12 protein-coding genes and 1 pseudogene are annotated in these 12,412 nt (G+C 44.8%); 1 reads left to right on the top strand and 12 read right to left on the bottom strand.

All coding sequences use genetic code 11. The annotated features are described in order from the left end of the window. Window positions 1-316 precede the first annotated feature (316 nt). The 12 genes and pseudogenes from JKK62_RS09970 to JKK62_RS10030 all read right to left on the bottom strand — a co-directional run bounded on the left by JKK62_RS09970 (window position 317) and on the right by JKK62_RS10030 (window position 11,389). The gene (locus tag JKK62_RS09970) at window positions 317-1,012 is read right to left on the bottom strand and encodes a putative ABC transporter permease (protein ID WP_243411815.1); all 696 of its coding nucleotides are present in this window, start codon (window positions 1,010-1,012) and stop codon (window positions 317-319) included. Further along, window positions 1,009-1,176: a hypothetical protein gene (locus tag JKK62_RS09975; RefSeq protein ID WP_201427764.1), complete on the bottom strand. Its 168-nt coding sequence runs from the start codon at window positions 1,174-1,176 to the stop codon at window positions 1,009-1,011. Before JKK62_RS09975 ends, JKK62_RS09970 begins: the two co-directional genes overlap by 4 nt. Window positions 1,177-1,182: 6 nt before the next feature. Beyond that, entirely contained in the window at window positions 1,183-2,535 is a 1,353-nt protein-coding gene (locus JKK62_RS09980; RefSeq protein ID WP_201427765.1) for a citrate/2-methylcitrate synthase, read from the bottom strand. A 98-nt stretch (window positions 2,536-2,633) separates the two neighbouring features. Then, on the bottom strand, window positions 2,634-3,320 hold the full coding sequence (locus tag JKK62_RS09985; RefSeq protein ID WP_243411816.1) for an HdeD family acid-resistance protein: 687 nt from the start codon (window positions 3,318-3,320) through the stop codon (window positions 2,634-2,636). Between the two features lie 82 nt (window positions 3,321-3,402). Then, window positions 3,403-3,945 (bottom strand): TetR/AcrR family transcriptional regulator, encoded by a 543-nt coding sequence (locus JKK62_RS09990; RefSeq protein ID WP_201427766.1) that lies wholly within the window; start codon window positions 3,943-3,945, stop codon window positions 3,403-3,405. Between the two features lie 137 nt (window positions 3,946-4,082). Then, window positions 4,083-6,180: pseudogene (locus JKK62_RS18070) on the bottom strand (oleate hydratase). A 328-nt stretch (window positions 6,181-6,508) separates the two neighbouring features. After that, on the bottom strand, window positions 6,509-8,203 hold the full coding sequence (gene mobQ, locus JKK62_RS10005; RefSeq protein WP_201427767.1) for a MobQ family relaxase: 1,695 nt from the start codon (window positions 8,201-8,203) through the stop codon (window positions 6,509-6,511). Between the two features lie 9 nt (window positions 8,204-8,212). Continuing rightward, window positions 8,213-8,434, bottom strand: a complete 222-nt coding sequence (locus JKK62_RS10010) for a hypothetical protein (RefSeq protein ID WP_201427768.1) — start codon at window positions 8,432-8,434, stop codon at window positions 8,213-8,215. Between the two features lie 80 nt (window positions 8,435-8,514). Continuing rightward, complete coding sequence (locus JKK62_RS10015) at window positions 8,515-8,712, bottom strand: DUF3847 domain-containing protein (protein ID WP_201427769.1); 198 nt, start codon at window positions 8,710-8,712, stop codon at window positions 8,515-8,517. Between the two features lie 60 nt (window positions 8,713-8,772). After that, window positions 8,773-10,674, bottom strand: a complete 1,902-nt coding sequence (locus JKK62_RS10020; protein ID WP_201427770.1) for a recombinase family protein — start codon at window positions 10,672-10,674, stop codon at window positions 8,773-8,775. A gap of 1 nt (window position 10,675) precedes the next feature. Beyond that, window positions 10,676-10,873 (bottom strand): transposon-encoded TnpW family protein, encoded by a 198-nt coding sequence (locus tag JKK62_RS10025; protein ID WP_243411817.1) that lies wholly within the window; start codon window positions 10,871-10,873, stop codon window positions 10,676-10,678. Between the two features lie 159 nt (window positions 10,874-11,032). Further along, entirely contained in the window at window positions 11,033-11,389 is a 357-nt protein-coding gene (locus tag JKK62_RS10030) for a cysteine-rich VLP protein (RefSeq protein ID WP_201427772.1), read from the bottom strand. Between the two features lie 140 nt (window positions 11,390-11,529). Between JKK62_RS10030 and JKK62_RS10035 the strand changes: the two genes are divergently transcribed. Continuing rightward, a complete protein-coding gene (locus JKK62_RS10035; protein ID WP_207752169.1) occupies window positions 11,530-12,255 on the top strand; it encodes a hypothetical protein in 726 nt (241 codons plus the stop codon). The last annotated feature ends 157 nt before the right edge of the window (window positions 12,256-12,412 follow it).

A 12,412-nucleotide genomic window follows, 5' to 3' on the forward strand; every position in this document is an offset into this window, starting at 1 on the left:
CAACTTCAAAAAGTACTACAACAAAATCATTCAAAAAAGAACGAAAACATATCTTTTCGAGAAAAAGAAACCCAACGAAAAATTGACCGCCTGATTTTTCCACAATTTAACATAAAAAACAGAGAGTAGCGATACCCTCTGCTTTGCATTGCTCAGATTTTCAAAAAAAAGATTCTTTTCTGTCGTAATTATGAGGCTGGCTCTTTTTCACTTTTGAGCCAGCCCCTTTTGAATTATATGACTATATACTTAATTATCGGTCAAATTATATTCTCCAATTCTTTTGACCACATATTAATTAATATAAATGTCATGTTTATGGCTTATTGAGATATTTTTCAAGCACCTCCCTGAACGGTCTTTCAGTTTTCATTGATAGCACAAATTTAGGCTTTCTGCGCTCTATGCTGTAATTGATCTGCTCACGGAGCTCCTCCAATCTGACAACGACTTGTTTCTCCTCTGCAAAATTGCGTATCTTCATTATTATCTTTGTTGAGTATGCAAGATCGATGACAAATATACCGTAAAAGAAGCCTATTCCAAATGAAAAAGCCAGATTCTGCGACAGCCATTCCAGTGCTTCAAGTATATGAGGGTGGACAAGAAAATAATACACTGCACTGAGCAATCCCCAGAAAAAGGTGAATAGCGGACATATAATGCCGCGGATATTTCCCGGAAGCTCACTGTAGTCCCAGAGCCTTACATGAGTAGTTGCCAGCATAATTACTCCGACGACGCATTCAAGTGCGGTTATGGCTGCGGACATTATAATGAACAGCAGAAGTTTTTCCAACCAGACCGGCTCTATATACAGATAGCCCTCCAAATGTGCCAGCAGATATAAAATGCACAGACTCTCACCGTAAAGCGGCAGACATGGGCCTGTCAGGAAGCCGGGATTTACCCAGTGCTTCTGTGAGACAAATCTGCGGTAGAACACCTCTATCACCCAGCCTGTCATTCCTCCGATGGCAAACAGAAATGTCAATATCAGGAATATATTCATGAACATTTACCATTAACACAGTGACTTTTCCAGAATTCAATAGCCTTTTCGTTTCTCTCCGCCCGTTCGGTCGTTTCCATATCTGCACCTCTCACCAACAGCCACATTAAAGCTACGTCCATGACTGCAAAAAGCAGTATGATCAAAAGAATGAGCTTTTTCATACCCCGTCACTGCCTCCTGTTGATAGGGATATACTTGCTCTCAGGCTTTACGCTTATATACGCAGGACGTATTATTTTCCCGTTGTTTTGTATCTCCTCGATGCGGTGAGCGCTCCAGCCTGTTATCCTCGAAACGGCAAATAAAGGCGTAAACAATTCGTAAGGCAGACCAAGCATACGGTAGATCAGTCCCGAGTAAAAATCAACATTCGGGCTGACTCCCTTGTACATTTTTCGCTTCTCGGCGATAAGCTCGGGAGCTGTCTCTGCCACATACTCAAACAGTGCAAATTCTTCCTCGTTGCCCTTTTCAACTGCTAAAGCCTTGGCACACTGTTTAAGGATATCAGCTCTCGGGTCTGATCTCGAGTAAACAGCGTGTCCCATTCCGTAGATAAGCCCTGCACAGTCGAAGGCTTCCTTATCGAGCAGTTTCGTAAGATATTCCCTGACCGCAGACCTGTCGCTTGTGTCGATCGTCTGCTGCATATCGTCGAACATTTTCACCACCTTGATATTTGCACCGCCGTGACGAGGACCTTTCAGTGAACCGAGTGCCGCAGCTATTGCGGAATATGTATCAGTTCCCGATGATGTGACGACATGAGTTGTGAATGTGGAATTATTTCCGCCGCCATGCTCCGCATGAAGAACAAGTGCAAGGTCGAGTATACGGGCTTCAAGCTCTGAATATTCGCCGTTTTCTCTCAGCATATGCAAAAGATTTTCCGCAGTTCCAAGCTCCTGTCTCGGGTTGCGGATAAACAAGTCCTGCCCGAGATGATAGTGCAGATATGACTGATAGCCGTAGACCGCAAGCATGGGAAATACCGAAATAAGGTGCAGACACTGACGGAGAACATTTGCAGTAGAGGTATCATCGGGCTCATCGTCATAGGCATAAAGTGCAAGAACTGTTCTTGACAGAATATTCATCATATCCCTGCCGGGAGCTTTCAGTATCATATCTCTTGTAAACGAATCGGGCAGGGTACGCATATAAGCAAGAGTACGGCAGAAATGCCCAAGCTCTTTAGCGTCGGGCAGCTTTGAGAACAACAGAAGATACACGGTCTCCTCAAAGCCGAAGCGCTGCTCGTTCCAGAATCCGCCTACTATGTCACGGACACTGATTCCACGATAAAAAAGCTGTCCCTCACATGGAACATCACCATCGGGAGTTTTTTCCTTTGCCTTTATCCGAGATATTTCGGTAAGACCTGTGACTACTCCGTTTCCGTTAAGGTCACGAAGTCCACGGAAAACCTTATGCTCTTTGTACATATCGGGACTGATAGAGTTACTGTTGTCTGATAGTTCAGTCAGTTTTTCGATATATGGGTTGATCTCTGAATACATAAAGCACCTCCAATTAAAGTGCAGTATGTGTATATAACATACTGCACCATTTATATATAATACCGTTTACCGTCAGTGCTTCGGCTCACGGTATATTGCTATTCGTTTATTTCTATGTCGATAATGTCATCGCTGCTCTGACTGCTGCGCATTATCTTCACAGCAGTCAGAGCAGTTACAAGGTTGAGGATACCCTCAAATATCAGCGAAATTCCCAGCAGAACAGTTGCAAATCTCACTCCCTCGTCAGGACGTATTATCAGCATAAGTCCAACAATACCCGTAACTATCGCCGCAGTCATTATCAGCCACCATTTGCTCAGACCGAAGCGCTTGGAGTCTATTGCGATCTGTATTTTCAGCAGACTGTCAAGCAGTATGTATATCCCGACTACGATACAGATGATATTCAGGACATTATTGGTATCTATGAGCATTATTCCCCCGAGAACTATCAGAAGTAACCCAAGTGCCAGGTCATGCTGGAATGCAAGGCGGTAGAGATCTTTTGAAAAGTAGCCGATGAGCTTTATCACGCCGAAAAGTACTATCAGCACTCCGAAAAGTCTGCCTATAAGGTTTGCAGATAGGTCGGGGACTGCGGTAAAAACAATGCCCAGTATGCACATCAGCGCAGATATGATTATATAGCCTGTTTTTGCTGTGCGGATATATTTCTCGCTTTTCATGTTCTTCACCTCCGTAAAAGTAGTGTCTGGTGGCACCGCAAAGCGCAAACCCTGTTTACCGCTGTAAACAGCACTCTGCGGTACTGTAGTCATCATAGCATATTTGCTGCTTGCCGTAGACATACAAAAAAGCGTATCTGCCAATTCTTTGGACAGATACGCTCAAGTGACTAAATTTTTACTTGTATAGCAAATCGACTGAGCCTTTTCTCAGCTCACATATACGATGAAAGTCAGCTTGGATATCGTATTTCATACCGCTGCTGAGCCAGCCGATTATCTGACCGAAGCACTCGCACTTATGATATCGGATAAGTATCTCCTTGTCAGCTTCGTCAATGGGACGGTCTGCGAATGCTGTATTGAAGTAAGTCCTTACAACGTGCTCACAGACTCTCCACAGGTAACTCTCATATATTTCACGGTTCGGGGAATTATGTATGTGCAGAACAGCCTTTTTGTTTTCAAGTGCAAAGGAAAAAGCGACCTCAAGGCATTCCTCGATGCTCTCAATACGGGAGTGTTCTGCAATTATCCTGTCAGCCTCTCTGTTTATCATTTCCTCAAGAAGTGAAGGTATATCATCAAAATGGTAGTAGAAGCTGTTGCGGTTTATGCCGCAGTCCTCAACGATATCCTTGACGGTTATCTTGTTTATGGGACGCTCGTTCAGCAGCTTTATCAGCGATTTTTTAATTGCTTCCTTTGTCAGATTCGCCACTCATACGCCTTCTTTCCTCATTATACAAACGTTGTACCATAAAAATGACTTTTTGTCAATAGCAAAAATAGAGGACACTGTCTGAAAACGACAGCGTCCTCGTATCTGAATAAGGAGAAGTTTATGGCAATTTATGCTTATTTCTTTTTGTTCTTAACTTTTTTAGCAACTGCTATAGCTGTTCCGACTGCGACTGCTCCTGCACCCGCTTTTACAAAATTTTTCTTGTTTATGTGTCTCTCCGAAACATTTTCTTCGTCCGATTCGGGAAGTCCGATGACATTATATCTAAGCAGCAGCTTTTCTATATCAGTGCTGTGTATCTTTTTCAGCAGCGGTTTTATTGCCGCATTTGCGAGCAGACCTGTATCGGCAGTAAGAGGCTTTCCGTCACGCAGGGCTATAGTCGCATTGAGCAGATCACGGATATCGTATGTACTGCCCCATACCTCGGGAACGCCTCTGTCTATTCCGAGCAAAGTATAGACAGCCTCCATTCCTGTGCGTATAGAGTATTCGGTAGTGAATATAGTATCACGCTTGGTCTCAGCAAACTGTCCAAGAAATGCGAAATTGACAGCACCGTTCGGCACAACATCGGGACGGTCGCCTGCCTGACGGGGCATAAAGAATGCTGTCACATAGGGCATCATTACAGGAACGGTATTGCAGCTGTTCTCTGCTATATCCTCTATCTCGTCAATGGGTACTCCAAGATGATACAGCCATTCCATACATATTTCTTTGCCTGTACAGTCACGCATCGGCTTCTTCACATAGTCACCGTTTCTGTCAGTGAAAAGGGCATATACCCATACAAGACACTGATCCTTAGGCTGACTGCGGAACTGCGGCTGACGGTTGATAGTCCATGACAGCAGCCACGATGAATCACGGCAGGTTACGATCCCACCCGTGACTACTCCGCCCGAAAACGGGTCACGCTTGCATATTGCTGTGATGTACGGAATGACCCGCTTATCAAGGGTAGTAACAGTTGCGCTCATCCAGTTGGTCTTTTCAGCATCATAGCAGAATTTATCGGGATTCCCAAACCAGGCGCGCTACCAGCTGCGCTACACCCCGAAAGAAATGCTAATCTTCCGCTGTTGTGGTCAGTTATGTGGTCAAAGCCAATTCCCGACATCATTTTCCGCGGGCGGGAAATCCCCGAAAACAAGGTGTTATGCGGCGTTTAGCGGTTTTGAAATCTGTCCTGACACGAAATGCGTACACGCTTCCAAAGGACTTGTCCTGTGCAGCTATTTTTCGCCACATATCCCAGCCACCGCCGGGTTTAATCTCCTTGTTGAACTCAGAAGGAGTATTCTGGCTTCCTATGGCAGAATTCTCGACACAGCCGCCGTTTGTGATGAATACAAGATCGTTTTCGGTCAGCGGAATAGTTTCCTCTGCGCCGTTACGTATCACTTCGATACCTGTTGCAGCCTTCCTTCCGCCCGAGATGTCAAAGGTGACATTCTCGACCTTTACACCATATTCAAACTGTACGCCGAAGCTCTCAAGATATTTTATCATCGGAAGTATCATAGACTCATACTGGTTGTACTTTGTAAAACGCAGTGCAGTGAAGTCGGGCAATCCGCCTATATGATGAACGAACCGCTGCATATACAGTTTCATTTCAAGTGCGGAATGCCAGTTCTCAAATGCAAACATAGTCCTCCAGTACAGCCAGAAATTAGAGTTCAGAACTTCATCATCAAAGACATCGGTTATCTTCTTGTTATACAGTTCCTCGTTGGCTGTAAGGTACAGTTTCATCAGCTGAGAGCAGGCTTTGTCAGACAGTCCGAATTTTTTGTCGGTATGTGCGTCCTGTCCTTGCTTTTCTGTTGCTCGGCATAGAGAGAAATTAGGATCGGCTTTGTTGAGCCAGTAGTACTCATCAAGTACACTCACTCCCTCTGTTTCGATAGACGGGATAGAGCGAAACAAGTCCCACATACACTCAAAATGGTTGTCCATTTCACGTCCGCCGCGCATCACATAACCTACACTTGTATAATACATACCGTCACAAGCCCCTCCGGGAACGGAGTCCTTTTCGAGTACATGAACTCTGCTGCCTTCCATCTGACCATCCCGTACAAGGTAACAGGCTGCGGAGAGTGCGGCAAGTCCCGAACCGATGATATATGCTGATTTGCTGTCAACACCATCAGGCTTCTTTGGACGTGCAAATGCTTCGTAGTTACCACTCGAATAATACATAGTCTTTCCTCCTTGTCTGTACTGCTTTGCAGTAAGTTATTGTACCTGTGATGGTTGATTGGACAGATTGGGGCGGACATTGGCAAGTAATTATTGGAATAGATACTTGCGATACAGATGACCCTTATAAAAGAATAAATCAATACATTAATAATTTATATGAAGAATATAATATAATTAATAATCAAACATATAGTAACAATAAACTTATTAACGCAATTATTAGTCGATACGCCTCTACTTGTAATCTTAATATTAGTTGGTCACGCTGTTATCGGGCAAAAATATGATAAAATTTTCTAGGTATTTAAAAAATAATTTTTTAATACTATCTTTCCTGCTCGTGAGACTTTCTGCTTTTCAGTTTTTGTGTTTGCCTGCGCTGCTGATAAGCGTATTCACGGACGGCTCGCATATCAATATCATCATCAAGCTTCATATCTGCGTCACGGACACTGCTGAAAAATGTGCTGCGGGAGAAATGCTCGCCGTATGAATTTGAAATCTGATTGAGAGCGTTTCGCTCTTTATCGGGGCGAATATCCAAACGTGCTTTTCCAAATTCGCCTTCATTAAATTCTTTGGCTTGTTCCTTGTACTCGGCATATTGCTGTAAGGCTTCGTTGAGTTCGGCGGTATATTTTTCTTCTCGTTTGTCTAACTCCGTCAAAGCAGATTTCATTCTGTCAAGGCTGTCATTTACAGTTGCTACATCTTTATCATCGGTACGCTCCATAGCGGTAAGCAAGCGAGCTTTTTCGGATTTCAGTTCTTCAATTTCTTCTGTCAACTCAGCGATGCGGCGAGCTAAATCACGGTGAGTGATAACCTTGATAACGGGAGTGGACTTCTTCTGGTTTTGAAGCTCCTTCTGTTCTTTTTTCTTTGCGGCGATCTGTTTGACAATACCCTTGTAGCTTTCATAGTTCGCCTTCAATTCCTTAACATAATCGGTAATATTGCGCTTGCCGATTTTAGCGTGCAGGATATGATAGCTGATAACGATAACCTTTTCACGCAACGTTTCCATCGCTTCGGCGAGGGTGGGGACGGTATTCTTGACGGCTTGCGAGATTTTCTTAAAGGCAGATTTCAGTTCACGGAGCAAAGCGTTGTCCGCCTTGATTTGTCGGTTGATTTCACAGCGGTCGGCGATCAATCCTCTGCGCTCCATAGCTTGTGCAACATAGCCTTCGTGAATTGTAGGCTGTTCGTCAATCCCTCTGGCGGCGTGACTGCGGTGGTCGATGTGAGCGTCGGAGCGATTTACTTCATCAAGATATTTGTTCGTGATCTGCGCCCAATTTTCTCTCCAAGAGACAAGCTGTTCGTCGCTGTTCCAACGGGCAGTGATCGGATTCTGTCGCCCGAACTTTGTGCTTTTCGGATATTTGTTGGCTCGCTCATAGCCATTTCGCTCCGCTTCGGACGGCGGCATATACACCTTCTTTTTGCCAACATAATACTGATATTGCTTCTCCCAACCCTGTGATTTTGCCAACAGAAACTCAGCGGCGGTGAAGCCTTTTTCTTCTCCGTTACGTTTGCAAAGATATTCCTTTTCGGTCTTGTGCTGCCACTTGCCTTTGTCATCCAGCGGTCTGACAGTTAACATAATATGGGCGTGAGGATTATGACCGTCGGTATCGTGTATGGCGACGTCGGCACACATACCGTCTGCAACAAAGTTGTTTTGGATATAATCGGTCAATAGATTTATCCATTGTTCTTTGCCGAGTTCAACGGGCAAGGCGACAACCAACTCACGGGCGAGTCGGCTGTCCTTTGTCTTTTCTGTGCGTTCAACAGCGTTCCATAATTCACTCCGATCCTGCCACTCCTGCGGAGCATTTTCGGGTAAAAAGATATGCTCCCATACAAGCCCTCGCTTGCGGGTGAAGTCGTGGAGCACGCCGTCATAGTCGTTCAAAATCTTGGAGCAGCTCATATATGCTGAAGCAGCTACAGCACTTCTGCCTGTGCTGCGGCTAATAACTTTTGCTTCTAAATGGTAGATTGCCATAACATATAATCAATCCTTTCGGGTAGTAGTTTTTGTTTCTTTTTTCAAAAAGAAATTGGGTGTCGTCGCAGCGATACCCACGCTGTCAAGGCTGTGGTACAGCGTTGACAATGCGGTTGTCGGATAGGCAACCGCACGGAAGGTGACGGCTCTGCGGCAGCTTTCGCAAGGCTCCGACGGAGCCGCAACCCTCGGAGAGCGCACGTCTGCTTTAGCAGTACCACCGCCCATTTTATGGGTGGTGAGTAAGTGCGCCCTTCGGGATAAAAGAAGAAACGCTCCGATTACTCGAAGCGTCCCGTTGATAATGGTTATTTGATTAGACCGCATAGATAGCCCTCCAACTGTTCCAACGACATCTGCCGTACCTGTGGAATAGCTTTCTCTAAAACAGCGCCCTCTTGGATAAGCCGCCGTGTTCGTACCTTGCGCTCTTTCTCACGGTTGCGAGCCTGCGCTTCCTCCAGTCGGTGCTTTGCCTGTAAAAATTCTTTCTCTGTAAAACTCATTATAAATACCTCCAATCAAAAAGGCGGCTTGTGAAATTGCTCTCACAAGCCGCCGCAGCGTTAATTATTATTCTGTTTTTGTTCTTTGTGCTTTTGCCAACGTTTTCTGTTGTAATTCTTGTTACGGCATTTCACACAGCAGAATTTTGCATTGGTTGATTTTGAAATAAAGGTCTTTCCGCACTCCCAACACTTCACCTCGAAATTCTTGCCAACGACGTGTTCACCTGATTTGATTTTCTGGTAAAGCTCCCGTTCATATATACGCTTTTTCTTGAGCTGTTCCTGACGCTTGATTTCTTCCTCGCCCAACTCCGGTTCGGGAATTTCAAACTGACCGATAAAATTCAGATAGATGTCAACGTCCTGCATACGCTCACCGTCAATATAGTACGGAGCGTGGACGAATATCTTGTCAATGAATTCATTTATCATCGGCGTAGTCAGCTCGGAGAAGTCGGTGTACTTTTTAGCCAACGCAAGAAACTGTTCCGCACGGGCAGTATCTTCTTCAAAGGTGGATAACTGTTGTTCGGTTTCAGTAACAAAAGCGGTCAGTTCTTTCTGCTCCGATTCATAATCGGCGAGCAGGCTGTCGAAACGCTCCTCAGTGATCTTGCCGACCGCGTAGGATTCATAGAGCTTCTTGATGATACCGTCAAGCTCGTTGATTCTCCTGCGGCTCTTGTTTAGCTTTCGCTTAGCGTCCTTGACCGCTTCCTTTTGCCGAAGCTGTGAAGCGGAACGAACGTCATCTAAAAATTTCGCCTTGTCCTTGATAGCCGAAGCGCAAGCCGCTTTGATCGTTTCAAGAATAAGCACCCGAAGCGCCTTTGTTGTAATACGGTGTTTACTGCACACGGGCTCTTTCTTACGAAAACTCAAATTGTAGGTCGAGCAATCATAAGTGTCACTCGGATACTTTTTCTTTTCTACATCGCCGCGTGTGCGGTGGTTATACATCTTCGCTCCGCAATCGGCACAGAATACAAGTCCTGTCAGCGGATTCGCTTCGCCAATTGTATCAACACGTCTCGGCGTTTTTATCAGCTTTTGCACAAGCTCCCAAGTTTCACGGTCAACAATCGCTTCGTGTGTGTCCTTAAATATCATCCAGTTTTCCTTTGGATTGGCAACGGATTGTTTATCCTTGTAGGATTCCTTGCGTGTTCGGAAGTTGACAGTATCACCTGCGTATTCCGCCTTAGATAAAATATCTTTGACAGTTCGTTCATTCCACGAATACGGGTGCGGTATATCGGTTTTGTATTTCCAAAGCCCTGTGCCGTGCCTTGCGTGATAAGCGGCAGGCGTTTCAATTCTTTCGTTGTAAAGAATCGTCGTGATTTCGAAAGGCGTTTTCCCATCGATTGTCAACCGATAAATACGGCGGACAACTTCGGCGGCTTCCTCGTCGATCAGCCAATGGTTTTTATCGTTCGGATCTTTTTTATAACCATAGATAGCAATGTTCGTCAGCGGCTTGCCCGATTCGCCTTTTGTGCGAAAGGCGGCTTGCTGTTTGCGGCTGAGATCACGCAGATACCATTCGTTCATAACATTAAGGAACGGCGCAAACTCATTGCTGTTCTGATCGTTACTGTCAACGCTGTTGGCGATAGCGACAAAGTGAACATGGTATTGACGGAACATTACCTCAGTGTAAAAGCCTGTCTGCAAATAATCTCTGCCGATTCGGGACATATCCTTCACAAGAACGTGTGCCACCTTGTCGGCTTCAATATCTGCAATCAGCCGTTTCCAAGCAGGACGGTCAAAGTTGCCACCCGAATAACCGTCGTCGGTATAGTGGACGAGGTTTTCATACCCCTGCTGCCTTGCGTAGCCTTCGAGGTATGCCTTTTGATTGATGATAGAGTTGCTGTCCCCGGCGAGTTCATCGTCACGGGACAGTCTCTCATACAATGCTGTTATTTTTCCTTCAGTCTGCTTTGCTGCCATATTAGGCGCTCCTTTCAGACTGTCGGCTCATTTGTGGTATGCTTATTATAGCACAAGCCTCGTCATTTTTAAAGGCTTCATTGCGAACAATTCGCAAAATTTTATCTTCCATAGTTTCGCCGCTCTCCTTGCAATACACCTTGACGTTATAGGTGGTCTTGCCGATACGGCGAATCATCGTTGTATAGTTGTCGGTCAATATATTACCTCCCATTGAATTTTGAAATAGATTTGTGTATAATAAAGGTCAGTTCCTTAATCTGTAACCCCTAAACTGAAACATTGATAAAAACACCTTGGCTGCGCAAAAATGCTCTCCAAAAGCCGCTTAAACAGTGGCTTTCAGAGAGCAAAAGCGTTACATTTCAGCTTTCTTTTGGCGGTGTCTTTTAACACGTTCTGCTGAATACCGACGGCGAGCTTCTGCGGCGCAATGCTCAGAGCAATATACCTTTCGCCCAACAGAAGCAAAGCTCTTGCCGCATTGCCGACACTTCTTTGTGGGTATGCCTTTGAATAAAGCTAACAATTCAGCGTCAGTAGGCAATACGGCTTGCTCGTAATACTTACACAGCTTACTGTCGGTAAAGCCTATGCTGAACATATAGCACTCCGTTTCAAGCGGTAAGCAGCCATACTCTTTGCTGTAATTAGCGCAGCAGTTGGTAACGTGTTTTTTGATACGGATCTTATCTCTTTTTGATAATTCTGCCATAGCGTTTCCTCCTTCTTTATTGATAGAAGTAATCTGAAATCAAGAAAACAGATTACCCCTCCACATATAGGAGAAATTCGGTATGGTTTGCGGAACTGTTTTTGAAAAAAAATTAAAAAATTTTGGGAGGTGAATTTGCGGTGGATGATTATGAAGAACTATTAGCCGAGCAGGAAGAAGAACAGCTCGCCGAAGCGTTAGCCGACGAACATCAAGCTGAATTAGAAGTACAGCTCGAACAAGACGAGCAGCCGCCGCAGATTGACGAGCCGCCCGAAACCAAAAAGCTAAAAAGAGATTTACAGCGTGAAGCGCTCGTCAGATTGGAGAACGCCGCAAGGACAACTGCTGATTTTCAGAATGTGGTAGCTTGGTGGAATCGGCTTGACAGTAACCGTGAGCGCAGAGAGCGTTATCACGAAGTCAGCCGAAGTGGTTTAGACATTCCGCTTGACTACGGAGCAAAACCAGACGGCGAGGTTATCCCTTACGATGTCAATGATGTGCTGATAAAGCAAATCCGCAAGGGCGATTATATCGACGCCATCTTTCAATGTCCGTTTGAGATAAATGAATTAGTGACAGACGGTGACTTATCGGAGATATTGAACAATTTATCCGACGATCACAAGGAGATCATCTTTAACAATATTGTCAGGAGAGTGAGCACAAAGGTTTTGGCGGCTGTACGAAAACAGAGCGACAGGAATATCAGAAAGGTACGGGCAACAGCGTTGAACAAAATACAGACAAATCTATTACCTATACTAAAAAAGCGATCTGATAAAGAACTGCCGCTTACACTAAGGGAAAGAGATTTTTTGGATAAAAACATAACCGCCCTTGACGATGACAAGGACAGTTAGTATAATAGTAATATATTATTTTGATTTCAGATTACATCGGTGATAGATATGAGCTTTCAATTTGAACATTCCAATTCAACTTGGGTACGATACAGCGAATATGAATGGAAACAAGCTGAGAACGGCAAGCTGTATTTGACCGCCTGTGCTGACGCTC

The sequence above is a fragment of the Ruminococcus difficilis genome, assembly GCF_016680995.1.